The 26,646-nt window shown below is 63.5% G+C and carries 23 protein-coding genes; 19 read left to right on the forward strand and 4 right to left on the reverse strand.

All coding sequences use genetic code 11. From position 1 onward, the window contains the following. The first annotated feature begins 128 nt into the window (after window positions 1-128). From JOE60_RS02510 to JOE60_RS02535, 6 genes are all read left to right on the forward strand, one after another. Window positions 129-1,658 carry a GMC oxidoreductase gene (locus JOE60_RS02510; RefSeq protein WP_167265224.1) on the forward strand — a complete coding sequence of 510 codons (1,530 nt, stop codon included), beginning with the start codon at window positions 129-131 and terminating at the stop codon, window positions 1,656-1,658. A 4-nt stretch (window positions 1,659-1,662) separates the two neighbouring features. Continuing rightward, window positions 1,663-2,958, forward strand: a complete 1,296-nt coding sequence (locus JOE60_RS02515; RefSeq protein ID WP_204814815.1) for a C-glycoside deglycosidase beta subunit domain-containing protein — start codon at window positions 1,663-1,665, stop codon at window positions 2,956-2,958. Continuing rightward, entirely contained in the window at window positions 2,951-3,994 is a 1,044-nt protein-coding gene (locus JOE60_RS02520; protein WP_167265219.1) for a Gfo/Idh/MocA family protein, read from the forward strand. Before JOE60_RS02515 ends, JOE60_RS02520 begins: the two co-directional genes overlap by 8 nt. Before the next feature lie 6 nt (window positions 3,995-4,000). Beyond that, a complete protein-coding gene (locus JOE60_RS02525; protein WP_167265217.1) occupies window positions 4,001-5,674 on the forward strand; it encodes a GH35 family beta-galactosidase in 1,674 nt (557 codons plus the stop codon). Between the two features lie 120 nt (window positions 5,675-5,794). Next, window positions 5,795-7,981, forward strand: coding sequence for a glycoside hydrolase family 3 N-terminal domain-containing protein (locus JOE60_RS02530; protein WP_239528795.1), 2,187 nt, complete (start codon window positions 5,795-5,797; stop codon window positions 7,979-7,981). Between the two features lie 71 nt (window positions 7,982-8,052). Further along, complete coding sequence (locus tag JOE60_RS02535) at window positions 8,053-8,973, forward strand: NADP-dependent oxidoreductase (protein WP_167265215.1); 921 nt, start codon at window positions 8,053-8,055, stop codon at window positions 8,971-8,973. Here JOE60_RS02535 and JOE60_RS02540 read toward each other — a convergent pair. Continuing rightward, a complete protein-coding gene (locus tag JOE60_RS02540) occupies window positions 8,970-9,938 on the reverse strand; it encodes a LysR family transcriptional regulator (protein ID WP_167265213.1) in 969 nt (322 codons plus the stop codon). The two genes, JOE60_RS02535 and JOE60_RS02540, sit on opposite strands and share 4 nt — an antisense overlap. A 141-nt stretch (window positions 9,939-10,079) precedes the next feature. Between JOE60_RS02540 and JOE60_RS02545 the strand changes: the two genes are divergently transcribed. The 8 genes from JOE60_RS02545 to JOE60_RS02580 all read left to right on the forward strand — a co-directional run bounded on the left by JOE60_RS02545 (window position 10,080) and on the right by JOE60_RS02580 (window position 18,771). Beyond that, complete coding sequence (locus JOE60_RS02545; protein WP_167265211.1) at window positions 10,080-11,099, forward strand: VOC family protein; 1,020 nt, start codon at window positions 10,080-10,082, stop codon at window positions 11,097-11,099. Further along, window positions 11,099-12,040 carry a fumarylacetoacetate hydrolase family protein gene (locus JOE60_RS02550; RefSeq protein WP_167265209.1) on the forward strand — a complete coding sequence of 314 codons (942 nt, stop codon included), beginning with the start codon at window positions 11,099-11,101 and terminating at the stop codon, window positions 12,038-12,040. Before JOE60_RS02545 ends, JOE60_RS02550 begins: the two co-directional genes overlap by 1 nt. Then, a complete protein-coding gene (locus tag JOE60_RS02555) occupies window positions 12,037-13,029 on the forward strand; it encodes a cyclase family protein (RefSeq protein ID WP_167265207.1) in 993 nt (330 codons plus the stop codon). Before JOE60_RS02550 ends, JOE60_RS02555 begins: the two co-directional genes overlap by 4 nt. 99 nt (window positions 13,030-13,128) lie before the next feature. Further along, entirely contained in the window at window positions 13,129-14,253 is a 1,125-nt protein-coding gene (locus JOE60_RS02560) for an FAD-dependent monooxygenase (protein ID WP_167265205.1), read from the forward strand. Beyond that, the gene (locus JOE60_RS02565; RefSeq protein WP_167265204.1) at window positions 14,250-15,401 is read left to right on the forward strand and encodes an amidohydrolase family protein; all 1,152 of its coding nucleotides are present in this window, start codon (window positions 14,250-14,252) and stop codon (window positions 15,399-15,401) included. Before JOE60_RS02560 ends, JOE60_RS02565 begins: the two co-directional genes overlap by 4 nt. A gap of 11 nt (window positions 15,402-15,412) precedes the next feature. Further along, on the forward strand, window positions 15,413-16,405 hold the full coding sequence (locus JOE60_RS02570; protein ID WP_167265202.1) for a fumarylacetoacetate hydrolase family protein: 993 nt from the start codon (window positions 15,413-15,415) through the stop codon (window positions 16,403-16,405). Between the two features lie 64 nt (window positions 16,406-16,469). Beyond that, the gene (locus JOE60_RS02575) at window positions 16,470-17,603 is read left to right on the forward strand and encodes a ferredoxin reductase (protein WP_167265200.1); all 1,134 of its coding nucleotides are present in this window, start codon (window positions 16,470-16,472) and stop codon (window positions 17,601-17,603) included. Between the two features lie 10 nt (window positions 17,604-17,613). Next, window positions 17,614-18,771: a fatty acid desaturase family protein gene (locus JOE60_RS02580; RefSeq protein ID WP_167265198.1), complete on the forward strand. Its 1,158-nt coding sequence runs from the start codon at window positions 17,614-17,616 to the stop codon at window positions 18,769-18,771. Between the two features lie 103 nt (window positions 18,772-18,874). Here the strand turns inward: JOE60_RS02580 and JOE60_RS02585 are convergent, their stop codons facing one another. Beyond that, the gene (locus tag JOE60_RS02585) at window positions 18,875-19,708 is read right to left on the reverse strand and encodes an alpha/beta fold hydrolase (RefSeq protein ID WP_167265196.1); all 834 of its coding nucleotides are present in this window, start codon (window positions 19,706-19,708) and stop codon (window positions 18,875-18,877) included. A gap of 97 nt (window positions 19,709-19,805) precedes the next feature. Between JOE60_RS02585 and JOE60_RS02590 the strand changes: the two genes are divergently transcribed. Further along, window positions 19,806-20,363, forward strand: a complete 558-nt coding sequence (locus JOE60_RS02590; RefSeq protein ID WP_167265194.1) for a TetR/AcrR family transcriptional regulator — start codon at window positions 19,806-19,808, stop codon at window positions 20,361-20,363. A gap of 42 nt (window positions 20,364-20,405) precedes the next feature. Beyond that, window positions 20,406-21,542 carry an App1 family protein gene (locus JOE60_RS02595; RefSeq protein ID WP_167265193.1) on the forward strand — a complete coding sequence of 379 codons (1,137 nt, stop codon included), beginning with the start codon at window positions 20,406-20,408 and terminating at the stop codon, window positions 21,540-21,542. Between the two features lie 97 nt (window positions 21,543-21,639). On the opposite strand, the gene JOE60_RS02600 is transcribed toward JOE60_RS02595, so the two are convergent. Continuing rightward, the gene (locus JOE60_RS02600; protein WP_167265191.1) at window positions 21,640-22,074 is read right to left on the reverse strand and encodes a hypothetical protein; all 435 of its coding nucleotides are present in this window, start codon (window positions 22,072-22,074) and stop codon (window positions 21,640-21,642) included. A gap of 116 nt (window positions 22,075-22,190) precedes the next feature. After that, complete coding sequence (locus JOE60_RS02605; RefSeq protein WP_167265189.1) at window positions 22,191-22,799, reverse strand: TasA family protein; 609 nt, start codon at window positions 22,797-22,799, stop codon at window positions 22,191-22,193. 259 nt (window positions 22,800-23,058) lie between these two features. Here JOE60_RS02605 and JOE60_RS02610 point away from each other — a divergent pair, with 259 nt between their 5' ends. The 3 genes from JOE60_RS02610 to JOE60_RS02620 all read left to right on the forward strand — a co-directional run bounded on the left by JOE60_RS02610 (window position 23,059) and on the right by JOE60_RS02620 (window position 26,584). Beyond that, window positions 23,059-23,505: an iron chaperone gene (locus JOE60_RS02610; protein ID WP_167265187.1), complete on the forward strand. Its 447-nt coding sequence runs from the start codon at window positions 23,059-23,061 to the stop codon at window positions 23,503-23,505. Between the two features lie 224 nt (window positions 23,506-23,729). Continuing rightward, window positions 23,730-25,106, forward strand: coding sequence for an alpha-L-fucosidase (locus JOE60_RS02615; protein WP_476739287.1), 1,377 nt, complete (start codon window positions 23,730-23,732; stop codon window positions 25,104-25,106). Between the two features lie 119 nt (window positions 25,107-25,225). Next, window positions 25,226-26,584, forward strand: a complete 1,359-nt coding sequence (locus JOE60_RS02620; protein WP_167265183.1) for an HNH endonuclease — start codon at window positions 25,226-25,228, stop codon at window positions 26,582-26,584. Window positions 26,585-26,646: the final 62 nt, after the last annotated feature.

A 26,646-nucleotide genomic window follows, 5' to 3' on the forward strand; every position in this document is an offset into this window, starting at 1 on the left:
GGGCTTTGGCTCCGGGCGAATGCGCCCGGGGCCTCCGGCTCACGCACCACGGCATCCGCCGTCCACACCAGCGACGAACACCCTTGGGGCTGATTCAGTGCGCTCAAAAACCCAGGAAAGACCACCTCATGACCAGAGAATTCCCCTCACACGTGGATGTTGCCATCGTGGGCAGCGGCCCCACCGGTGCAGCATATGCGCGCATCATCAGTGAAGAATCCCCGCAAACCCGCATTGCCTCCTTTGAAGTTGGTCCCCAGCTGACGGAGCGCCCGGGCCTGCACGTCAAGAACATTGCAAACCCCGAAGAACGCGCCTCGGCCCAGCGCCGCTCGCAGGGTTTGGAGCCGTCCCTGTCGGGTGCCCGGTCCGGAGAAGTGGACGGTCCTCCCCGGCTTGTCCGGCCCGGCACGTACCTCCTGGACTCCGGCTACCGCCAGCCCGGAGAGGATGGCCTGCCGGCTGCTGCCATGTCCAGCAACGTTGGCGGCATGGGGGCGCACTGGACAGCTGCCTGCCCACGTCCCGGCGGCCAGGAACGGATTCCCTTTATCCCTGACCTGGATGACCTCCTCACGGAAGGCGAACGACTCCTTAAGGTCAGCACCAGCGCTTTCGCCGGCGCGCCGCTGGCTGATGAGGTCCGGCGTCGTTTGTCCGGTGCCCTGGACCCGGGCCGGCCCGCTGACCGCAAGGTAAGCGTCATGCCCCTGGCTGTGGAAACCGGCGACGACGGTTCGGTCACCTGGGCGGGATCGGACGTGGTGTACGGCGAAGCCGGCAGGTCCAACCCACACCACTCGCTCTACGCCGATGCCTTGGTGACACGGGTGCTGGTGGAAGATGGAAGGGCCAGGGGTGTGGTTGTCCGGGACATGCTCTCCGGGGACGAGCACGCCGTGCACGCCGATTACGTGGTGGTGGCTGGCGACAGTTTGCGGACGCCCCAGCTGTTGTGGGCCTCCGGAGTCCGCCCCGAAGCTCTGGGCCGCTACCTCAACGACCAACCCCAGACCGTTTTCGCAGTCCGGCTGCGGGACATCCCCGAAGCTGCGGTGACCTCCACGCCGTCGAGCGGTACCGCCATCACTCCCCAGAGCGGGGTCAGCTGGGTCCCTTACACCGATGAAGAACCGTTTCACGGCCAAGTGATGCAGCTGGACGCCTCGCCGGTGCCGTTGGCCTCGGCTGATGTGCCGGCCCCGGGATCCATTGTTGGCTTGGGCTGGTTCTGCGCGAAAGACATCCAGGCCTCCGACCGGGTGGCTTTTGACGATGACCGCGTGGATGCCTACGGCATGCCCGCCATGAGCATCCACTACCAGCTGACGGACCGGGACAAGGAGTCCATCGCGGCTGCGGGAAGGTCGGTCCGGCGCGCGGCTGCAGCCCTGGGGGAGCCACTGAATGCCGATCCCATGACCCTCCCTGCAGGAGCCTCGTTGCACTACCAGGGAACAGTCCGGATGGGAAAGACCCCTGACGGGACCTCTGTTTGCTCGCCCGAATCCCGTGTCTGGGACGTTGCAGGGCTCTATGTTGCGGGCAACGGAGTCATTCCCACCGCAACAGCCTGCAACCCGACGCTCACCTCCGTAGCACTGGCCATCCGGGGTGCACGGGACATTGTCCGTGCCCTCCATGCCGAAAGGAATTAGCACCATGTTGGAACGAAGCATCATTCAAGGCCGTGGATTCAAGAACGTTGAAGAAAACGGTCGCATCACCGGCTTCCAGGTTGTCCTGCGCAATCCGAACTACCGGGGCACGGCGGCCAGCTTGCTGGACGGCGTCGAGGTCACGGTGGATGGTGAGCACTGGGAGTCGCACGTGCCGTTGTGGACGCTCCAAGGGCAGACCCACACCTTGGACTCACTGAAGGCAACCACGGATGTCCGGTGGCAGCTGGACGAATACGCAACCATCACGGTACCCAAACCGGGAGGCCTCTCGGCCGGCGTCCACACGATCGAGGTCACCATCTACCTCCGCCGGCCCTATTTCCCGCCGGCAGTCTCGCGTTCCGCCTTCCCCGCTTCTGCGCAAGCCACGATCGTCCCTTCCGTCCCCACCGGGGGAATCCGCCACGCTGTCTCCACGTACAGCTATTCCGGTGACATCTACACGTCCATGAGCTTGGAAGACGTGATGGCGGATATTGCCGACATGGGGGCCACAGGCATCGAGATCCTGGGCGAAGGGAACATCCCCGGTTACCCCACGCCGGATCCCGCATGGATCGACCACTGGCACGCCATGCTGGAGCGCTATTCCCTGACTCCAACAAACTATGGATCCTGGATCGACACTGCCATGTGGCATGACCGGGACCTGACCGAGGATGAGGGAGCGGCGCAGCTGCAACTGGACCTCAGGCTCGCCTCGCAGCTGGGCTTCAGCTCCATCCGTCCCAAGTTCGGGGTGACCTCCTTCCAGCTGGATCCGCATCCCATCTGGGAAGGTGTGGTTGAACGGTCGCTGGACCGGGCACAGGAATTGGACATCGTCATCTGCCCCGAGATCCACAGCCCCACACCCATCAAGCATCCGGTAACGCAGGGTTACATCGATTTCATCGAGCGGACCGGCTCCAAGCACTTCAAGCTGCTGGTGGATACCGGCATCTTCCAGACTGCTGCCGTGGATGACGGGCATGAAGGTATTGAAGTCGAAGACGGCAAGCGGCCCGCCTTCCTGGAACCGCTGGCAGTCCCCATGGCTGACCTGGCTGGGATCCTTCCCCACGTCCACTTCATCCAGGCCAAGTTCTTTGAAATCGATGAAAACCTGCATGACCTTCATGTGCCATGGGAAGACATAGTGACGACCCTCCAGGACGCAGGATGGGAAGGGTGGCTGTCCAGCGAATACGAAGGCCGGCGTGAGCCGTACCGCGGACGTGAACAGGTGCGTCGCCAGCACGCGCTGGTCCGGCAATTGCAGGCCAAGCATGGGTGATTCTCCCTTGCGGTGGGGGCTGGCCGGTACCGGAGGGATCGCCCGCGAATTCGCGGGCGCCCTCGCCGGACTGGACGGCACCATCATCGCCGGAGTGGCCTCCCGCAATTCCGGCGCCTCTGCCGCACTGCGTGGCCTCCACGGCGTTGGGAAATCCCACGGATCCCTGGAGGACCTCGCAGCGGATCCCGATATCGACGTGGTGTACATTTCCACGCCGGCCGGTCTCCACAAGGAACACACCATCATGTTCCTTGAAGCGGGGAAGCATGTGCTGATCGAGAAGCCTTTCGCCCTCAACCACGCCGAAGCCTTGGCAATCGTTGAGACGGCCCGGCGCCGTGGCCTCTTTGCGATGGAAGCCATGTGGTCGCGGTTCCTGCCTGCGTACGTCAAGCTCCGGCAGTTGGTGGACAGCGGGGCCATCGGGGAGGTGCGTGGGGTTGAAGCCAGCTTTGGCTTTCCCATGCCGTCGGAGGGACCCGGCCGGATCAGCCGGGTGCACGACGCCCGCATGGGTGGAGGAAGCCTCTTGGAGCTGGGCGTCTATCCCGTCCAACTGGCCCATTGGATGTTGGGGCGCCCCACGGATGTTGCGGCCAGTAGCCAGCTCAACGATTCAGGTGCGGACCTTGATACATCCGCCCTCCTGTCGTTCTCCCGCGGCACCGCAACAATCCGGTCGTCCGTGACAAGTCCCCTGCCCAACCAGGCCAGGATCCTGGGTTCCACGGGCTACATCAGTTTGCCCGCACCGCACCAGTGCCCCCAGGAGGTGGGCCTCTCCGTGTACAACACCCATGGGCCGGGCACAGTGGAGGAACACCTCTACAAAACGCCCATTGAAGGGCCGGGACTGCGGTACGAAATCATGGAAGTCGCCCGGCAACTTCGCGCCGGGAAGCAAGAAAGCCCGGTCATGCCGTGGCAGGACACGTTGGACATCATGGAAACCATTGACAGGATCCGGGCATCACAGAACGGGTACCAGCCGTTGAATAACGCCACCTTGCCCACAAACCACAAAAAGGACTAATTCACCATGTCATACCCGAACCCTGCAGCCCAGGAAGAAATCACCTCCGGAGGGAACCTTCCGCGGCTTGAGCGGACTGGCGGGCACGTCCGACTCATCGTGGACGGAAAGCCGTTTCTTTGCGTCGGCGGAGAACTGCATAACTCCAGTGCATCAGATCGGAACTACATGTCTCCCGTCTGGGAGAAGCTGGCAGCGGCCGGTATCAACTCCGTGATAGCTCCGGTGACATGGGAACAAGTGGAATCGGTGGAAGGGCGTCTCGATTTTTCGGTGGTGGACGGTTTGGTGCAGGACGCCCGGTCCGCCGGGGTCCGTTTGGTGATGATTTGGTTTGGGGCGTTCAAGAACGCGCACTCGACCTACGCACCACGCTGGGTACGTGCCGACCGTGTGCGCTTCCCACGCGCGGACAAGGGTACCCAACCCCTGAAAACACCCTTTTCCTATCCAGGGTCCATGCCGAGGCCAAGTCTCTCCGTCTTTTCGCGAAATCTCTTTGAAGCGGACCGGGCTGCTTACACTGCGCTGATGCGCCATGTGGCCATGATCGACCCCGACCATACAGTCATCATGGTTCAGGTTGAGAACGAAGTTGGCATGTTGGGCGCCGGAAGGGACCGTAGCGCCCTGGCCGAGACCATCTGGAATGCGCCGGTTCCCGAAGCGCTGTTGACAGCGGTATCTGAAGCACCGGATTCTTTTGACCCCGAATTAGTGCGCGTATTCAGTGCGAATGCAGGCCTTCGCAGGAGTTGGGCTGACCTCTTTGGTGATAACCACCCGCTTGGTGAAGAGACTTTCATGGCGTGGGGTTTCGCCTCCTTTGTGGGTGGCTTGGCGGCGGCTGGAAAGGACATCCTTCCGCTCCCTGCGTATACAAACGCTTGGCTCGGACCCCAACGTGGGCAGGAACTGCCCGGCCAGTATCCCAGCGGAGGACCAACCGCACGCATGATCCCGGTGTGGCAGGCTGCAGCGCCAGCTATCGACTTCCTGGCGCCCGATATTTATGTGCCCAACTCGGCAGAAATCATGCGCCAGTATGCTTCGGACCGGAACCCGTTGTTTATTCCCGAAGCGCGTTTCCGCGCCGGCGATGCGTTTCTGGCAATCGGCGGCTTCGGAGGCCTCGGCTACAACGTCTTTGGTATCGAGGAAGGCAGGGAAGGCAACCAGTTCAGTACGGCAAGCCGGATCATCAAAGCCCTCACCCCGGAAATTGTGGATGCACAGCGCGATGGGCGGATTATCGGTTTCGCGCTTGAAGACGACATCGAGTCCGTCAGCTCGGAACTGGCCGGTATTACCATCACCGTCCGAAACGCCAGAAAGCTGCTTGAAGGTATGCTCCTTGACGCTGGCGTGAGGGTTCCGCCTGCACCGGAACTTCCTGGTGAAACGGTTGCCGCTACCCATGGCCCTACTCCCGGAGACGACCGTCCTTTAGGAATGGTTCTTGCCATCAACTCCCATGAGTTCGTGGTGGTCGGCCAAGGAGCGCAAGTGGACTTCCACAAGCCTGGAGCGGACGTTGAGCTCGATTCAATCCGGGAACTTGTGCTGACCGATGGCGGGTTGAGTGAAGGCCGGTACATCAACGGGGACGAACGTCTGGAGATCCTCTCCGCGGAGCACATCAGCGTGGTCAAGGTTCGTCTGTTGGCAACCAACAACTGACCCGCCGACTGTGACAGAAGGGAGCCTGCACGCCGGGATTGTGGGCTTCTGCAAGGACCGCAACCCCGGCCGGACACCATCCGCTGCTGGAGGCAGGGCAAACACATGAAGGATCGGACCATGATGAAACAACAAGCAAGCCCGGAGCAGATCCTTGCGGCCATGAGCTTCGAGGAAAAGCTGTCCCAGCTCCGGATCGTCTGGAAGCCCAAGGATGAAGATTCCCAGCACCTGGCAAGGACGGGGGCCGGAGCCCTTTTTTGGCCCGCAGATGCGGCGAAGACCAATGAGCTCCAAAGGATTGCCGTGGAGGAAAGCCCCCACGGCATCCCGCTCCTGATCGCCCTGGACATTGTCCACGGCCAGTTCACGATTTTCCCCACACCGCTGGCCCAGGCTGCAAGCTTCGACCCGGACGTGGCCGAGGTGGATGCGCGTGTTTCAGCGGCGGAAGCCCGGGCCACCGGCGTGAACTGGACGTTCTCTCCCATGATTGACGTTTCCCGTGATCCCCGATGGGGAAGGGTGGTGGAGGGCTTCGGAGAGGACCCGTACCTCACCGGCGTCTTCGGAGCAGCCAAGATCGGGGGCTACCAGGGCCAGGACTTGTCCTCGCCTGGATCCATTGCGGCCTGCGCCAAACATTTTGTGGCCTACAGTGCGGCTGAAGGTGGACGGGATTACAACACCACAGATGTTTCCATCCAACGGCTCAGGAACGTGTACCTTGAGCCATTCCACGCCGCGGTGAAGAATAACGTGGCCTCGGTGATGGCCAGCTTCAATGCCCTTTCGGGCGTTCCCATGCACGCGAACAGGCAGTTGCTGACGGACGTTCTGAAAGATGAGTGGAAGCACCAGGGAATTGTGGTTGCCGATGCCGGCGGCGTGGGTGAACTGGTGGAGCACGGAGTCGCTGCGGACATTCCCGAAGCCGGACGCCTGGCATTGTCTGCAGGGCTTGATGTGGAGATGGGCGGGGCCCTGTTCAACGGGGACATGCCCATCATCACCGAAGGCGACGTTGACCCACGCAGGATTGACGACGCCGTGCTGCGGATCCTGAAACTAAAGCAGGATCTGGGGCTGTTCAACAATCCCTACGTGGATGAGGACGCAGCCCCCGTGACAGCAGGAGAAGAACAGCGCGAAAAGGCCCGGGAGGCGGCCGCGCGTTGCACAGTGCTCCTGAAGAACGATGGACAGGTGCTCCCGCTGAAGAAGCAGGCAGGCCGTGTGCTGGTTGTTGGTCCCTACGCTGACAGCACCGACCATTTGGGCGCGTGGGTCCAGTACTTTGCCACTCCTGCCGGAAAGTCCATCGTGGAGTCCCTGGGAGAAGCGCTCCCGGATGCGGAAATCACCGCTCTTCCCGGCGCCGGCTTTTACTCGACCGACCCCGCACTTCAGGACGAGGCGGCACGGGCTGCCAAGGACGCGGACGTGGTGATCGTCGCGGTGGGCGAGCCGGGCGCACTGTCAGGCGAGGCCAGTTCCCGCAGCGATATCTCGTTACCGGGTGACCAGACGGCATTGATCCACCGGATCGCTGAGACAGGCACTCCTTTCGCGGTGGTGTTGATGACCGGACGGCCACTGATTCTCAGCGACTGGATTGATGAGTGCGCTGCCGTCCTCCTGGCCTGGCACCTTGGGACCGAAGCCGGCCCGGCCATAGCCGATGTCCTCACGGGCAAGGCAAACCCAGGCGGCAAGCTCCCCATGTCCTTCCCGCGTTCCGTGGGGCAGATCCCGGTGTACTACAACCACGATTCCACTGGTCGGCCCGCCCGGCATGGTGGGACCCTCACCAGCGAGCAACCCGATGTGGGGTTGACGGGTCCCAACAACACGGATGACTTCTACAAGTCAAAGTACTTGGACCTGGATCTGGGCCCGCTGTTCGACTTCGGCTTCGGCCTCAGCTATTCCGCATTCCACCTTGAGAGCGAAGCTGCGGGGCCGGGCACCGTGGCTCTGTCAGCCTTGGAAAACGGCGGCACGGTTGACTTCACCACCTCGGTCCGCAATACCAGCAACGTGGATGGTGACGAAGTGGTTCAGCTGTACATCACGGACGTCCGGGCCTCCATCACCCAGCCGGTACGCAGGCTCCGCCGGTTCACCCGGATTCACGTTCCTGCGGGACAAAGCCGGGACCTCTCCTTCTCACTGTCTGCCGATGATCTGGGGTTCTGGACCAACAAGGAAGCCGGAGAGTTTGTCCTGGAGCCAGGGGAGTTCCGTGTCACGGTGGGCGATGGGTCCACCTTCCAGACGTTGGCCTTCACCGTGACGCATCAGTGATCACTGATCACTGATCACTGATCACTGATCACTCAAGGAATAGACCTTCCCAACCCGCGGTTGTGCGAAAGATGAAGGCAATCACTTACAGCGAATACGGCAACCCCCACGTCCTGGAACTCACCGATCAGCCCATGCCCAAAGTAGGCCCGGGCATGGTGCTGGTGAAGATCAAAGCCACCTCCGTGAACCCGGTGGACTGGAAGATCATGGGTGGGTACCTGGACCCCCTCATGGACATCCAGTTCCCGGCCATTCCCGGCTGGGACGTGGCCGGTGTGGTGGAATCCGTTGGCATTGACTCGCACCAGTTCAAGCCAGGCGACGAAGTGATCTCCTACGCCCGGAAGGATTACGTCCACGGCGGCAGCTTCGCCGAGTACATCGCCCTGCCGGAGCGTGTCCTGGCGCGCAAGCCCACCACGTTGGACTGGAACGAGTCAGCCGGCCTGCCGCTGACGGGGCTTACCGCCTTCCAAGTCCTCAGCCGTTTGGACGTCAAAAGCGGCGAAACACTCTTGATCCACGGAGGTTCCGGTGGTGTGGGCTCACTGGCCATCCAGATCGCCTCAGCGCGCGGCGTGAAGGTCATCGCCACCGCCTCCGAGAAGAACCACGAATTCCTGCGCTCCCTGGGCGCCGAGCCCATCACCTACGGTGACGGGCTGGCCGAGCGCGTCAAAGCCATGGAGCCCGACGGCGTGGACATCGTTGCCGACTTTGCCGGCGGCAGCCTTGAAGCCACCTTGGCCGTTCTCAAGGAAGGCGGCCGGCACGCCTCCATCGCCGATGGCGAGGTGGAAAAGCACGGTGGAACCTGGATGTGGGTGACCCCGGTTGGCACCGAACTCCAGGAACTGGCTGACCTGGTGGACCAGGAAAACTTCCAGGTGGAAGTGGCCCAGACCTTCCCGCTGGCCCAGGCCGCTGAGGCATTCCGCCTCAACATGGAAGGCCACACCCGCGGCAAAGTTGTGGTGACGGTCAGCTAGCCGGCCTTTCCACCATCGGCATTTCCCGCCACCACCATCCCTTGGGTGGTGGCGGGAAAGACGGTATGCAGCTGGGAGCACGCCCGCTGCACCACGGACCTGAGCCATACGCTGGCCGGGTCCTCCGTTTGTGAGGGGTGCCAGTACATGGCCTCCACCAGCTCCGCCTCCAGCTCCTGGTGAAAATCCAGCACCGCTATCTCCGCACCGCGCTGGCTCCTTGCCGCCAGCATCCTGGGAACCAAAGCCACCAGGTCCGTTCCCTCAACCAGGAGCGGCAGGGATAGGAAGCCGGCCACCACTGCCGCCACCCGCCGTCGGACGTTTCTGGTTTCAAAGATCTTGTCCGCCGGGGTGCTGATGCCCTCGCCAAAGTAGCCCACCGCATGGGGCGCCGACACCAGATCGTCCAGGCTGGGGGATTCCAGTTCCAGGATGGGGTTGCGGGAATCAACTACGGCAACAAAGCTGTCCCTGAAAAGCTGCTTGGAGTCGCCCGGCATGCCATAGCCCTGGGGCCCCACCAGAAGATCGATCTTGGAGTACTCCGCCAGGGTGCCCTCCAGCCCGGGCGTTGGGACGAAATCGACGACGACGTGCGGCGCCTCACGCTGCAGGATGCCCCGCAGGGACCTCACCATGAGGACGGCAGCATAGTCGGAGGCGGCGATGATGAACTCGCGCTCGCTGGTTGAGGGGTCGAACCTGGAGCGGACGCGTGCTGCGCGTTGAACGTGCTCCATGGCTTCGTCTACCAGGGGCACCAGCGATTGCGCGAAGGGGCTGAGGTGGAAGTTCCGGCCATTGCGCACCAGCAGTTCGTCGTCGAAATGGCGGCGCAGGCGGGCCAACGCGGCACTGGTGGCCGGCTGGCTGAGCTGGAGCCTTTCGGCGGCCCTCGACACATTGCGCAATTCCAGCAGGACCTGCAGTTGGGGGAGCAGGTTGAGGTCCAGGTTCTTCATTCCTACAGGGTATCCAACCATTCACGGGACAGATAGTTCCTATCCGTAAGTAGCTCTTCCCCGGATACGTGATCTGCATCATTGTTGACTGTAGACGCTGCAGTCCGTTGACAGTCATCAGCACGTACAAAGGAATTCACCGTGGAAACTCCGCTCTCCCACCTTGCCCACCTCGAGATCACCACGCCGGATGTTGAAGCCTCCGCCCGGTTCTACGAGGAAAAGTTCGGCATGCGCATCATCGACCGCGTGGATGGCAACGTCTACCTGCGCTGCTGGGGCGACTACTACCGTTACAGCCTGGTCATCACCGAAGGCCCGGAAGCAACCCTGGGCCGCATGGCCTGGCGTACCAACTCCCAGGACGCACTGGAAGCGGCAGCAGCCCGCGTTGAGTCCACCGGCGTCCAGGGCACCTGGACCGATGGCGGCCACGGCTACGGCAAGGCCTACGAATTCACCGGCCCCTACGGCCACCACATGCGCCTCTTCTACGAGGTGGAGAAGTTCGTGGCCGAGCCCGGCTTCGAATCCACCTACCCGGACCGCCCGGAACGCCGCAGCAGCCACGCTGCAGCACCCCGCTTCCTGGACCATGTCACGGTAGCCAGCCCGGATGTCCGTGGATTCGCCAAGTGGTACAACGAGGCCTTGGGCTTCCGCGTCATGGCGTTCGTGGACCTGGACGAAGCACCCATCACCGTCTTCTCCGTGCTGACCACCAATGAGAAGTCGCACGATCTTGGCGTGGTCATGGACACCTCGCAGCGGGCCGGCCGCGTCAACCACATCGCCTTCTGGGTGGACGCCACCGAGGACCTGCTCCGCACCGCGGACGTCATGATGGAAAACGGCACCCCCATGGAATACGGACCCTCCATCCACGGCGTTGGAGAACAGAACTTCCTCTACTTCCGTGACCCGTCCGGCATGCGCGTTGAACTCAACTCCGGCGGCTACCGCAACTACGTGCCGGACTGGGAAGCCAACACCTGGAAGCCGTCCGAGGGCTCCAACAACTTCTACAAGAACGGTGCCATGCCGCACTCCATGACCGAGTCCTTCCCGCCGGCTGAAGGTTTCACGGCCACGGAAGAAGGAGCTTCCCCTGAAATGAAGGAAGCACTGCTCAACCCCTACGCCCAGCAGGGCCGCGGCTGATGACTAAGGCAACATACTCCCTGGTCCGCTTCCTGGAGGCCGGATCGGACAAAGCCCGCGCAGGCCTCCTGGTGGGGGAGCGCGTCCTTCCGCTGGACCCGGACATCAATTCCTTGATCCAGCACTGGGACAGCATGGAAGCAGAACTGGACACCCTGGCGGCCTCGGCCGGTGCGGACGCGGGATTGGACCGTGCCGCCGTCGACATTCTTGCTCCCGTTGAACCGGCGCAGGTCCTGCAGACCGGCGCCAACTACCGCAAGCACGTGGTTGACCTGGCGGTGGCACACCGCGACGCCGGCCAGGACGCGGAGGAAGTCCGGGCCAAGACCGCCGCGATGATGGACAAGCGCGCCGGCCAGGGAACGCCGTACTTCTTCATCGGACTCCCGACGGCGATCGCCTCCGCCACGGACCCCCTCACCTTGCCGTCCTACAGCACATCCGACGATTGGGAACTGGAACTGGCGGCCGTGATCGGCAAAGAAGCCTTCCGGGTCACCCCGGAGGAAGCCCTGGAGTACGTTTTCGGCTACACCATGGTCAACGACATCACCACGCGGGAATTCGTGTTCCGCAAGGACATGCCGGCCATTGGTTCGGACTGGTACCGTGCCAAAAATGCGCGGGGCTTCCTGCCCACCGGGCCGTTACTGGTTCCCGCCAAGTTCTTCGGTGATCCGCAGGACGTCCAAGTGACCCTGAAACTCAACGGCAAGGCAATGCAGGACGAGTCCACCCAGGACATGATCTTTGGCGTGGCCAAGCTGGTCAGCGAAGCCTCGCAGATCATGCCGCTGCGTCCCGGTGATCTGGTCCTGACCGGGAGCCCGGCTGGCAACGGCCAGCACTGGGGCCGCTTCCTCCAGGACGGCGACGTCATGGAAGGCACCATCACCGGCCTGGGAACACAGCTCATCCACTGCCAGGACGAGAAATGACGTCCAACCAGGTGGAGGCGCCGGTGATCCAGCGCAACGATCCTTTGGCCAGCATCACGGCAGCGGCGGAGCAGTACAACAACTGGGGCCGTTGGGGTGAAGGGGACGTTCTGGGGACACTGAACTTCATTGATGCCGCAAAGCGGATCGAGGCAGCAGCGCTGGTGACCTCCGGCGAGGCTTTCTCCCTTTCGCAGCCATTCGACACCAACGGCCCGCAAAAGGGCTGGCGGCGCCGCACCAACCCGGTGCACACCATGACGGACACCGGAGTGGACGCCGAACGCGGAAACCAGGGTTTCCCGCATGGTTTTGGCGGGGCTGATGACGTGATCGCCATGCCGCTCCAATGCTCCACGCAGTGGGACGGGTTGGGACACATCTTCGATCGCGGCAAGGCCTGGAACGGCAGGGCCGCGGGCGACGTCGTCACCTCCGAAGGTGATTTGGTCACCGGTATTGAGACGGCAGCGGCAAAAATTGTCACCCGTGGCGTGCTGCTGGATGTAGGGCGCGTCCTGGGTACCGATGGGGAATTGCCCGACGGCTTCGCCATCACGCCCGAACACCTCGAACAGACCATCCAGGCGCAGGGCGCGAGTTCGCAGGTACGGCGCGGTGACATCGTGATCATCCGCACCGGCCAGTACAGCCGGGTACGCCGCGACGGGTGGGGCGACTACGCAGGCGGCTCCGCCCCTGGCTTGTCCTTCACCACGGCTCCGTGGCTCCACGCATCCGAGATCGCGGGTATCGCCACGGATACCTGGGGTTTCGAGGTCCGGCCCAACGAATTCGAGGGCGCTTTCCAGCCGCTCCACCAGATCGCCATCCCCAACCTGGGCCTGTTCCTGGGCGAAATGTGGGATCCGGACGCACTGGCGGAAGCCTGTGCCTTGGACGGCAGGTACGACTTCATGGTGACCGCAGCCCCGCTTCCCATCACGGGTGCAGTGGGATCACCGGTCAATCCAATCGCCGTCAGGTAGCCAATCGCCGTCAGGTAACCGATCGCCGTCAGGTGGCCGGCCCGGTCCCGGAACCGGGCACACAATGCAATACACGCCGTCCCAACAAAGGAGTCAACGATGGCAGCAGTACAGACAGTGGGAATAGCCGGAGCCGGAGCCGCGGGCCTGGCTGCTGCCATCCTCCTCGCCGACGCTGGCGTGGACGTCGAAATTCTGGAGAAGGCCAGCGAGCCGCAGGTTCTGGGATCAGGAATCACCCTGCAAGGCAACGCCCTGCGGATCCTCCGCCAGCTGGGCGTCTGGGACCAGGTGGAAGCCAAGGGGTATTCCTTCAGCAACCTTGGACTCCGCGCCCCCGATCCCGCCGGGACGGTGATTGCGGTCCTGGAGGATATCCGGACAGGCGGTGATGACCTTCCCGCCACCCTGGGCATGTACCGCCCGGACCTTACGGCCATTCTCCGCGAGCGCGCACTCCAGGCCGGTGCCAGGATCGCCTACGGCAGGGCGGTCACCGAGGTCATTGACGACGGCGGCAGCGTCACCGTCCGGACGGCCGACGGCGCCAGCTCACGCTATGACCTGCTCATCGGTGCGGACGGGCTGCACTCCTCGGTCCGCAAGGCATTGGGAATCGAGGTGGAACCGGCCCCCACGGGCATGGGCATCTGGCGTGCTTTTGTTCCGCGGCCCGCAGAGGTTGTCCGCACAGACCTGACGTACGGCGGACCTTGCTTCATTGCCGGTTACTGCCCCACGGGCGAGGACAGCATTTACGCCTACCTCGTGGAGAAAGCGCAGGAACGCAATCCGGACGAGGGCCCGCAGATCATGTCCGGGCTTGCCGCAGCCTACGGCGGACCGTGGCGGGAGATCCGCGAAAACCTGGATCACAGTGCCCGGATCAACTACACCTGGTTCACCTCACACCTTGTTGAAGGACCCTGGAACCGGGGCAGGAGCGTCATCATTGGCGATGCGGCCCACAGTTGCCCGCCCACGGTTGCCCAGGGCGCGGCCATGGCGTTGGAAGACGCAGCCGTCCTGGCTGAACTCCTGATCGCCGCCGACCATGTGACGGAAACCCTCTGGAAGGAATTCACGGACCGCCGCCAGGAGAGGGCTGCCGCAGTGGTCACGTCCTCGGTCCAGCTGGGCCAATGGATGCTGGACGGCGTCCGCGACGCTGATGTGCCCGGTCTGATGAACTCCCTCTCCACCATGCTGAAGGAACCCGCATGAGCACCCACACCCCGATTCCCGGCCAGCCCGTGGTGGACGTGCACGCCCACGTGCTGCTTCCCGCCCTCCAGGAACTGGTGTCAGCCAACGATCCCCAGGGGTTTGCGGCGCTGCAGGCCCTGGAGGTCACCAGGAACGGCCCCGAGTCCATGGCTGCCTCGGGCCGCATGATCAAGGAACGGTGGCCCAAGCTCACCGACGTTTCCCGCCGCTTGGCGGATATGGACGCCCAGGGGGTGGATGTCCAGCTGGTTTCGCCGTCACCATCGCACTTCTACTACTTCGCCAACGAAGGGTTGGCGTTGGAATTGGCCCGGCAGGCCAACGCCGCTGTGCGGGAGTACGTGGACCAGGTGCCGGAGCGGCTCAACGGCCTGGGCCTGGTGCCCCTGCAGCATCCGCACCTGATGGTGGAAGCCTTGGAGCATGCCGTGCTGGAGTGTGGACTGCTGGGAGTGGAAATTGGGTCCTTTGCTGCCACGCCCGCTTCTGCTGAGCGCACCACCGTGGAACTCTCGGATTCCCGTCTGGAGCCCTTCTGGGCCCGTGCGGAGGAACTGGGTGCCCTGGTGTTCCTCCACCCGTTCGGATGCTCCCTGGACGAACGGCTGGATCGCTTCTACCTGGCCAACACCGTGTCACAGCCCGCGGAGAACGCGGTGGCCCTGTCCCACCTGATCTTCAGTGGAGTGCTGGACCGGCACCCGGACCTGAAGATCCTGGCAGCCCATGGCGGCGGATACCTCCCCACCACCATTGGACGGTCCGATCGCGCCTGGAAGATGCGGCCCGAAGCGCAAACCTGCGCCCAACCGCCGTCGACTTACCTGCGGAAGATCTTCTTCGACTCCCTGGTCCACAACCCGGAAGAACTCACGGCGCTTGTCAACGCTTCCGGTGCCGGGCAAGTCCTGCTGGGCTCGGATTACCCGTTCGATATGGGCTCGGATGATCCCGTGGGCGAGGTCCGGAGCGCTGAACTGGACAGCAGTGCCGAACAGCAGGTCCTCGCCGGGAACGCCGGCAGGCTGGGCATTACGGCCGCAGTGGATCAGACCAACAGCGCAGACCTGGCCACCCGCACAGACCAACCCAACAGCACGGACCAGCCCAACAGCACAGACCAGCCCACCCGCACCACCGTTTAAGGACGATTCACATGGTCAAGATTGCGCGCTGGAATCACGGCGAGGGTACGTACTCCGGATTCGTCGACGGCGGGAACTGCTACGCGCTCCCGGCCGGACAGACTGTTTCCACTCTGCTGGAGGCAGGCCTGGAAGCAACCCTGGCCCAGGCCGGGGAAACGCTCCGTTCCGCGAGCCCCGTGGCCTTGGAAGACGTACAGCTCCTGGCTCCCCTGCAGCCCTCCACCATCCGCGACTTCGTTGCCTTCGAGGAGCATGTTGAAGGGGTAAGGAAAAGTATCGACGGAGTGGCCGGGGTGGTGGCCGAGTGGTACCAGGCGCCCACGTTCTACTTCACCAATCCGCACACCGTCAGCGGCACCGGGGAGGTGATTGGGATTCCGGCGGGCTGTGATGAACTGGACTTCGAGACCGAAGTAGCGGCCGTCGTCGGGAGTGTGCCCGGCAGCGACGGACGCAACCTCACCGCCGAGGAAGCCCACCGGCACATTTTTGGCTACACCATCCTCAATGACTGGTCCGCCAGGGACTTGCAGCGCCGCGAGATGAAAGTCAGCCTGGGCCCGTGCAAGGGCAAGGACTTCGCCAATACCCTGGGGCCGTGGATTGTCACCTCGGACGAGTTTGAAGCCCTCCATGACCCGGAGGGGTTTCTGCCCATCTCCATGTCTGTTGAGGTCAACGGCGTGTCCATTGGCCAGGACCTGCTCTCCAACATGGGCTGGCCGTTTGCGGAACTTGTTGCCTACGCCTCCCAGGACTCCGTGGTCCGGCCGGGCGACGTCCTGGGCTCGGGAACCTGCGGCAGCGGCTGCCTGGCGGAACTGTGGGGACGGAACGGTGCCAGGACGCCGCCGGCACTGCAAACTGGAGACATTGTGACCATGACGGTTGAAGGAATCGGATCCATCCGGAACACCGTGGGTGCGCAGCGGCAAGCGCAGACCCGGGTAGCTGCCCGTCCGCGGCCCACCAGCGGCTCTGGGAGCGGGTTTGGACAATAGGGCCAAACCCGTCACTATGGAAAAAGGAGAATGAGACCCCAACCCCATTCCCGAGATAGGCCCCATGATCAGTTTTCGGCCCCTGTCCCGCCTCGCGTCGGTCCTCACCACGCCCCTTGCCCCTGAAGATGTCCTGGCGTTGTTCAACCCGGTGTACTCGTCACGGCAACTCCGTGGAGTCGTCACCAAGGTGGTGCAGGAGACAGCCCAGTCCGCCACCATCTTCTTCCGGCCCGGCCGTGGCTGGCGTGCCCACCTGGCAGGTCAGTGGGCGCGGATCGGCGTTGAACTGGACGGCGTCCGTCAATGGCGCTCGTATTCCCTCAGCGCCCCCGCCGGCCAGGACCCCGCCATCACCGTCACGGACGTCGGTTCGGTGTCCGGGACCCTGGTCCGGAAAACCAAAGTGGGTGACATCCTTTTCCTCGCCCCGCCGCAGGGCGACTTCGTGCTCCCGGAGCATCCCCGCCCGTTGCTCATGCTCACCGCAGGAAGCGGCATCACCCCGGTGATGTCCATGATCCGGACCCTGATTCCCAGCCGTCCGGATGCCGACGTGGTCCTGATCCACTCCTCCCGCACGGAAAAAGAGAGCATCTTCCGCGAAGAGCTGGCCGAGCTGGCGGACCAATTCCCCAACTTCCGCCTGGCGCAGTGGTTCACCCATGGCCGCGGACGCCTCAATTTCACGTCCCCTGCGGAGATCGGCGAAATCTGCCCGGACTGGCAGGAACGCGCAGCCTACGCTTGCGGTCCTGAGAGCTTCCTGGACGATGCAGAGGCAATGTGGCACCGCGCCGCGGTGGAGGCGGGCGCCTCCGTCTCCGCAGACGCCGAGGGCACCTCCGGTGACCAGGGCACCGGCACCAAAAGCACTGGCACCAAGGGCACTCTCACCATCGAACGCTTTAACACCAAACTGGTAGGCGGAGACGGCAGCGAGGGTGGCCTTGTCACCTTTGAGGCGTCCGACCGTGAGGTGCAGGCCGACGGCGATGTGCCCATCCTGGACGTGGGAGAGGACGCCGGGGTGCTGATGCCCAGCGGCTGCCGAATGGGTATTTGCCACAGCTGCCTGACCCCGCTCCTGTCCGGAAGCGTCCGCGACCTGCGCACCGGCGAAATCCATGGCGAACCAGGCCAACTCATCCAAACCTGCGTGTCTGCTGCAGCCGGACCCGTCAACCTTGAAATCTGAGAGTGCAACCATGTCAATAATTTCAGCAAAGAGGCCGAATACCAGCCCCGCAAAGACCCGTCCGGGCGCGCTTGCCGAGTCCGGCAGCCCCACGTTGCGCCCGCCGGCAGCCGCGCACCTCAGCGATGAGCAGGTGGCGGAACTCGGCCGTGAGCTGGACGCCATCCGTGATGACATCCTGGGCAAGCGCGGTGCTACGGATGCTGCGTACATCAAGCGCATGATCAAGATCCAGCGCGGCCTGGAGATCTCCGGGCGCGCTGCACTGCTGGTCAGCAAGAACAAGGCTGCCTGGGTCACCGGCACGGCGCTGCTGAGCGTTGCCAAGATCCTGGAAAACATGGAGCTGGGCCACAACATCCTGCACGGCCAGTGGGACTGGATGCGCGATCCGGACATCCACTCCACCACGTGGGAGTGGGATTTCGTTACCCCGTCACGCTCCTGGCAGCACACCCACAACGATCTCCACCACCGCTGGACCAACGTTGTGGGCAAGGACCGCGACGTCGGATACAACCTCCTCCGCATGGACCCGGACCAGGAGTGGAAACCCTTCAACCTGGGCAACCCGCTCTACAACGCGCTGCTGGCGCCGGTGTTCGAATGGGGCATCGCGGTGTACGACCTTGAGATTCCCGAGTACAAGGAAGGCCTCAAGTCCAAGGAGTCCATGGTCAAGGACCTCAAGGCCCTGGGACGCAAGGCCGCGAAGCAGTTCGCCAAGGACTACGCGGCAACTCCGGCAGTGGCCATGCTGACCGGTTCCGGCAAGCAGGCCCTTTACGGCACCTTGACCGCCAACGCTGTCCGCAACGTGTGGGCGCACGCGGTCATCTTCTGCGGCCACTTCCCGGAGGGAACGGACACGTTCACCGAGGAAATGGTGGAGGGCGAAACCCGCGGCGACTGGTACGTGCGCCAGATGATCGGCTCAGCGAACATCTCGGGTTCAAAGTTCATGCACCTCATGACCGGCAACCTCTCGCACCAGATTGAGCACCACCTCTTCCCGGACCTGCCCTCCCACCGGTACGCCGAGGTTGCGCCGAAGGTCCAGGAGATCTGCCAGCGCTACGGGCTGAAGTACACCACCGGCCCGCTGTTGAAGCAGGTGGGGTCGGCCTGGGCCAAGGTCTTCAAGTTGGCCTTGCCGCCCAAGAAGTAAGGCAACCCGGCCGCCAAAGCGGCATACAACGACGGCGGCAGGCCCGCCTTCGGTTCTGATGGAACCGTTGGTGACCTGCCGCCGTCGTGCGTTAACGCGGGGGCTACTTGGCGAGGAACGGCAGAAGGATGTCGTTGATTTCGGCGCCGTGCGTCCAGAGCATGCCGTGCGGGGCGTCTTCGATCTCCACGTACTCTGCGGAGGGGAGGCGCTTGGTGAACTCGCGGCCCGTGGAGTCGATGGGCAGGATGCGGTCTCCGGTGCCGTGGACAATCAGTGCCGGCACGGTGATCTTCTCAATGTCGGAGCGGAAGTCCGTCAGCCAGGTGTCCACCACTGCGAAGGACGCGTACCAGGAGGAGCCTGCGGCCACGTTCCAGGAGTTGCGCAGTGCTTCTTCGCTGAGGCGGTTTCCGAGGAAGTCGTCCGTGTTGTAGAAGTCCTTGTAGAAGTTCTCGAACCAGGCGTAGCGGTCCTCGATGGCGGCGTTGCGGATGCCGTCGAAGACCGAGGAAGGAACGCCTGCGGGGTTGTCGTCCGTCTGGAGGAGGTACGGTTCCAGCGAGCCCAGGAAGACGGCCTTCGCCACGCGGGCTTCGCCGTAGGTTCCGATGTAGCGGCCCACCTCGCCGGTGCCCATCGAGAAGCCAACCAGCACGGCGTTCTGGAGGTCCAGGGTTTCCAGGACGGTGTTGAGGTCCGCTGCAAAGGTGTCGTAGTCGTAGCCCGTGGTCACCTTGCTGGATTTGCCGAAGCCGCGGCGGTCATAGGTGATAACGCGGTAGCCGGCCTTCAGGAGTGCAGCGGTCTGCTTCTCCCAGGACGCGCCGTCCAGGGGATAGCCGTGGATCAGGACCACCGGCTGGCCTGAGCCATGGTCTTCGTAGTAGAGCTCGATGTCCGTGGTGTTTTCAGTTCCGACTTTGATAAAGCCCATGATGCTGTTTCCCTTTTCCTCGAAGTAGAGAACGATCGTTCTCGCCCTGTTCCACATACTATAGAACGATCGTTCTCAATTCAAGTAGTATTGGCTTATGGATATTTCCGAGGCCCGCGCCCGCATCGTCGCGACGGCGGACGAGCTCTACAACGCCCACGGCATCCAGTCCGTGGGAATGGACCGGCTGCGCACGGCGGCGGGGGTTTCGCTCAAGAAGCTCTACCAGGAATTTCCATCCAAAAGCAGCATCGTCATGGCCGTCCTGGAGCGTCGGCATGAATCCTGGACCCGGGGGCTCGATGCCACGGTCCATCAAGCGGCGGATCCCCGGGACCGGCTGCTGGCCATCTTCGACTACCTTGCCGGATGGTTCGCGCAGGACTCGTTCCGTGGCTGCGGCTTCATCAACAGCTTCGCCGAGTTGGGGGCAGTCAGCAACGAGGTTGCCGCGTACGCGCGTCAACACAAGGAGTCGTTCCAGGAGTACGTCGCGGAACTCGCTCGCGACGCCGGCGCGCCGGACTACCTGGCACCACAGCTGTCCATCCTCGCCGAAGGAGCGCAGACGACGGCGGCCATCGCCGGAACGTCCGAGGCCGCCGGCCAAGCGCGGCGCGCCGCAGAAGTGCTGATCGACGCGGCACTGCCGTAACGCGGAGAATGCAGGGGCCCACAGCCGTGGAAGACTGGACCCATGTCCTTCCGTTCCAAGAAATCGCGCCCGGAATCCGATGCTGGTGTCATTACCGGCCCCAAGCCGCCGCGGGAACAGGCCCGGCACCTGGCCATGAGGCTCGACGACGCGTGGCTGGATTTCCAGACGAAGCTCGCCATCCGCAGGGGCAAAGTGGAAACGGTCATACCGTACACCGGCTATGGAAGCACCTCCTGGGTCCGGGTACTCGCGCGGGTGGTGCGCAGTGATGCCCGCGACGTCGCCGGCCACGCCAAGCCCCTGCAGGAAAGCATGCGTGGGTGGCGCAACTTCACCAGCGCTCCGGTTGCCCAAGCCACAGTCAAGGTGACCATTGCGGGTGCTGTCCACGTGGTCCACGCAGACCGTGGCGGTGTGGTGGATGCGCGCATTCAAATCGCGCTTGAGCCGGGCTGGCACACCATTAGGCTGCAATCGGGGGAGTCGGAGGCCATCGATGCGCCACTGCTGGTTGTAGCCGACGACGCCGACTTCGGTGTTGTTTCCGACATTGACGACACCGTGATGGTCACTGCCCTGCCGCGGCCCTTTTTGGCTGCGTGGAACACCTTTGTGCTCAACGAGCACGCACGCACTCCCACGCCCGGCATGGCGGTCCTGTACGAACGGATCGCGCGGACCGAACCCTCAGCTCCCGTTATTTACCTTTCCACGGGAGCATGGAACGTGGCCCCCACCTTGGCCCGGTTCCTCTCGCGGAACCTGTACCCGGCCGGCCCCAAGCTCCTCACGGATTGGGGCCCCACCCCGGACCGCTGGTTCCGCAGTGGCCAGGAGCATAAGAAGAATTCGTTGGAGCGGCTCGCAGCGGAATTCCCGCACGTGAAGTGGCTCCTGGTGGGCGACGACGGCCAGCACGACGAAGCGATCTACTACGAATTCGCGCAGCGCCACCCGGAAAACGTCAGGGCCGTGGCCATCCGCCAGCTCTCCGCGGGCGAGGCCGTGCTGGCCGGCGGACGCTCCAAGTCCGGCGGGCAAGCCCTCCCCGGCATTCCCTGGATCTACGCCCCCGACGGCGCCGGCATGTCCAAGCAACTGGAAAAGCTGGGCATCATCAACAACGAGGTCAGGTCCGACGACGCCCCCGAAGAAGGCGGTTTGGGCACTCGTTAGTTGTGGGAACCACTTAAAGGGCCAACGGCCCCGATACGCCTTCTGCTTAAGCGTGTCGGGGCCGTTGGAGTTTTTGGGGTGACCTCCCACCGGGTGGTCAGCAGCTCATGCTGCCCTTCAGCACCTTGCCGGTCCAGGCGTTCGAGGTACCGGGGACCTTGTAGTACCCGCGGATCTCGTAGGTCCAGGTACCAATGATCTCGATTCCTGACGTGTACGTCTTGCCCGCAGCTTTGCTCAGGTCGCCGGTGAACTCAAGGCTGCCGGCGCGGTCGTAGATCTTGATCTCGTGGTAGTTCGCGTTGGCCACCGTGCTGAAGGAGTTGACCGTCACTGTTGTGCGCAGGCCGAACGAGCAGCTCATGGTCACGTTCGCTGCGGCCGGAGCGGCCAGGCTGGCCGCGGAGAACTGCGGCGTTGCCCGATCCGAGCCGGTGAATGCTGCGAACGCTGCGGCGGGTGCAGCCACCAGGCCAAGAAGGACGACGGCGATGATCACCAGAATGCGCAGGAAGCTGATCCGCGTGGTCATGGTGCCGTTCTCCTTGCCTTTGTTGTGTGTTTCGAATCTGGTGACTGATTGGTGTTACTGCCGGGGCTGATCGGGCTGGGGTGGAGAATCCGATCAGACCCGGCTGGCTTTGGTTCTTACTTGGTGGTTTCGGTGCGTTGGGTGCCGGTGAAGGCGAAGGCGATGGTGGAGGTGGCGCCTTGGAAGGTGTTGTCTGCTGTGGTGGGCAGGGTGGTGGTGACTTTGAGGTTGTCGGTTTTGGTGTTGGTCAGGGCGGTGAGGTTGTTCAGGGTTTTGTTCGCTGCGATGACGGGGCCGTTGGCCAGGACGGTGGTTTTGGTGCTGGCGCAGGTGTAGGGGGCTGCGGTTCCGGTCCAGGCAACACTGCAGTTTTCGATGGTCAGTTGCAGGCCGTTGGTGGCGTCGGTGGTGAGCTGGGAGGCGGTGGTTCCGGCGTTGGTGGTGAGGGTGATGTTGTTCAGGTCTGAGTTGCCGGTGTTGGCCAGGGTGACGAGTTTTTCTACTTTGTCGCCGGGCAGGATGTTGGTGACGGGAACGTTCAGGGTGTTCGCGGCTCCGGGGGCGCCCAGGGCGATGGTGACCGTTCCTGCGGTGACGGCCTGGGAGGCGGAGGTGGAGGAGGTGAACGCGCCGTAGGTTCCCATGCCGGCGACGGCGGCTGCGGTGCCGACCAGTGCGACGGAGGCGAGGATTTTGCCGGAGGTGGTTTTGAAGCTGATGGCCATGGGGATCAGTGTCCTTTCAGTTGGCCACCGCTTCCGGCCGGCCTGTTCTTTGTGCCCTTGGGTGCCGGCCTGTGTGGCTGGCAAGAACTACTTTCCCGGGACCGGATCAAGAACCACCACCACAAACCCACAACACTGACTCAGGAAAACCTCAAGACTCCCGCAACCCAAACCAGCAGGATCGGAGAAGTGCCCCAGCCCGGATTTCTTTACTGTTGAAGTACAGGAATTCAGGCACACACAGGAATAGGAACACTCCATGGCGCAGGCAGAAACAACCAAGTCCTACGACGGGTTCAGTGCGGACGAGCGCGCAGCAATGAAGGAACGCGCGCAAGAGCTGAAGAAGACCTCACGAAAGAAGGCCAGCGCAAATGGCGAAGCGGATGTGCAGGAGAAATTCGCCGAGATGCCCCCGGCGGACAGGGAACTCGCTGAGCGGCTTCACGCACTGGTCAAGGAGCACGCGCCGGGGCTGACGCCCAAAACCTGGTACGGCATGCCCGCGTACGCCAGGGACGGCAAGAACATCCTCTTCTTCAAAAGCGCGGACAAATTCAAGAGCCGCTACGCAACGCTGGGATTCGAGGAGAACTCCATGCTGGACGACGGCATTATGTGGCCCACGTCCTATGCCCTGACAGGCCTCACACCAGAGGTTGAAGCAAGGATCGTGGAACTCATTAAGAAGGCGGCCGCAGTTTAGTACGTGGGATCCGGTCCCGGGCTCGGCGGAACAGGACCGGGTTCGGGAACAGGGAAGGGGCCAGGCGTCGGATCCGGAACCGGGGGAGGGCCAGGTGCCGGATTTGGGCCGGGCGATGGCGGAAATGTTGGGCCCGTGGGATCCGGCGGCGGCGCTGTGGGTCCGGGATCCGGCGGGAATGGCTCGGGTTCGTGGGCTGGAGGAAGCGTCATTGTCTCTCCTGGGTGACCTGGGCAAGTAGGTGCAGCCTACTCCCACCATTGGCGCAACTACAGGGCTACCATGTGACGGTGATCCCGCTGACACCCTCACCCGCCCAACTTCACTGGCAGCAACTGGAGTTCGGCGTCTTCATCCACTTCGGCATCAACACCTTCGCCGGGAAGGAATGGAGCGATGGCACCATCCCGGCCTCTACTTTTAATCCGACAGACCTCGACGCCGGTAGCTGGGTCCGCGCGGCGAAAGCCGCGGGTGCGCGGTACCTGATCCTCACCGCCAAGCATCACGACGGCTTCTGCCTATGGCCCACGGCCACCACGGATTACTCCGTGTCCTCTTCGCCGTGGCGCGGTGGCGGGGGCGATGTTGTCCGCGAGGTCGCGGACGCCTGCGCCGCGGAAGGAATCGGGTTGGGGCTCTACCTCTCCCCGTGGGACCGCAACGCCAAGTGCTACAACGATCCCGCTGCCTACGACGATTTCTACGTTCAGCAACTCACCGAACTGTGCACGGGATACGGCCCTTTGATGGAGTTGTGGTTCGATGGCGCCGGCTCCGTGGGGCGGTCCTATGACTGGGAACGGATCATGTCCGTGGCCAAGGAACATCAGCCGGACGCCATGATTTTCAACATGGGACAGCCCACCATCCGTTGGGTGGGAAATGAGGACGGACTCGCTGCCGACCCCGTCCTCTACACCGTGGACGCCACGGCCGACACCCAATATACGGAGACCAGCTCATCCCTGGACGCACCCCGCTACCTGCCGCCCGAGTGCGATGTTTCCATCCGGCGGGGTTGGTTCTGGCATCCTGACGACCGGCCCAAAACGGTGGAACATCTCCTGGCCATCTACTACCGGTCCGTCGGAATGGGCGCCAACCTGCTGCTCAACCTCCCGCCGGACACCCGCGGCCTGCTCCCTGAAGAGGACATCCAACGGTTGCGGGCGTGGCGGGCGGAACTGGACCGCCGCCTGTCCGGTTCAGTGGAAGCAACCATCGAACATCACGACGCCGGTGCCACCTTGCGCTTCCCGGCGCCAGTGACCTTCAATCACCTGGAACTGGTAGAGGAGCTGTCGCAAGGGCAGCGGATCACGGCGCACAGCGTCCACTCCGGTGACACTGAGCTGGTGGCAGGAATGACCGTGGGCAACCGCCGCCTGCATCACCTTCCCGTCACCACGGCCGGCGTTCTGGAAGTCAGGCTTTCGGACAGCGACGGCAGCGACGGCAGCGGTGCCAGCGGTGCCGGGGGCCGGGGCAGTGCCAGCGGTTGTCTTTTGGCGTCCGCCCGTGTCCACACCGGCGCCCTGGACGCTGCGCTTCCCACGATTCCCGAGGGTTACGAAGCTCCCACCGACGCTCCCGACTAGTAATTCCTGACTAGTAATACAGACTCCCGATTAGTACAAACTGTTTGGTTTATGCTCCCTGGGACGGTGGGCAGGTGCTTGGCGCCTATCTTGTCGGTGGGTGTTGGCAGGGTGTGGGTATGGAGCAGATACGGGGTGGGCAAGCAGAGCCAAAGGCAGAGGCAGTGGCTTCTGCGCCTAGGGCTGCCGGTAGCCTGGCCCCCACTTCATCAGGATCCATCAGTCGGGATTTGATCAGTCGGGATTTGATTGATCAGTTGCGGGTGTTGGAGGACATGAAGTCGGCCATTGCAGCGTTGCAGGCAAGGATCGCTGTGGCTTTCGATCTCGCTCATCGCCAGGAGCAGGCCGCGGCCGGTCTCCCCGCGGCCTCGCAAGGCTCCGGGGTGGGTGCCCAAGTGGCATTGGCCCGGCGCGAATCGCCCAACCGGGGATCCCGGCTGCTGGGCCTTGCCAAAGCGCTGGTCACCGAGATGCCCCGCACCATGGCCGCGCTTACCAATGGGAACCTCAACGAATGGCGGGCCACACTTCTGGTTAAGGAGACAGCCTGCCTGTCCGTTGAGGACCGCGCCGCCGTGGATGAAGAACTCGCCGCGGACACCGGAGCCTTCAACGGCGCGGGGGACAAAGCCATCATCGCCGCAGCGAAGGCCGCCGCCTACCGCCGGGATCCACGCTCGGTCACGCAACGCGCCGCGCATGCTGCTACCGAACGGACCGTCAGCCTGCGTCCGGCACCGGACACCATGACCTACCTGACCGCGCTGCTCCCCGTCGCCCAAGGGGTTGCAGCGTACGCCGCGCTGACCCGCGCGGCAGGAACGGCCCAATCAGCCGGGGATTCCCGCACCCGCGGCCAGGTCATGGCCGACACCCTCACCGAACGTCTCACCGGAACCCCCGGCGGGATCGCCGGAGTCCACCTCAACCTCCTCATGACCGATCGCACCCTGTTGGCAGGCCATGCCGAACCCGCACAACTGAGCGGCTACGGAGTGGTCCCCGCAGCATGGGCCCGCGAACTCCTCCACTCCCGCCCGGACGCCAGCAGGGGCCGTTTCCGCCAAGAGCCCATCGGAAACCAGACTGGACTGGACGAGTTCACGGTCTGGGTCCGGCGGCTCTACTCGGCCCCCGGCAGCGGTGAGCTACTCGCCACGGACTCCACAGCCCGGCTCTTCCCGCCACGGCTACGGGCTTTCATCGAAACTCGCGATCAAACCTGCCGCACGCCGTACTGCGACGCGCCCATCCGCCACATAGACCACATCACCCCGTGGCACTCCGGCGGACCCACCACCCTGGCCAACGGAGCCGGGCTCTGCGAAGCGTGCAACCACACCAAGGAAAACCCCGGGTGGAGGAGCACCACCACCACCGTCCCGGGGAGCAGGCACACCCTGGATCTCAGGACACCTACCGGCCACACCTACCAATCGAAGGCGCCGCCCCCACCCGCCTGGTGGAGCGGCTGAAAAAAGTTTCTACCCACGCGTAACCCTTTGGCGTGCCCGGACGATTACGTCTTTGAAAGGGC

Origin of the sequence: Paenarthrobacter ilicis (assembly GCF_016907545.1) — a bacterium.
GTDB classification, from domain to species: domain Bacteria; phylum Actinomycetota; class Actinomycetes; order Actinomycetales; family Micrococcaceae; genus Arthrobacter; species Arthrobacter ilicis.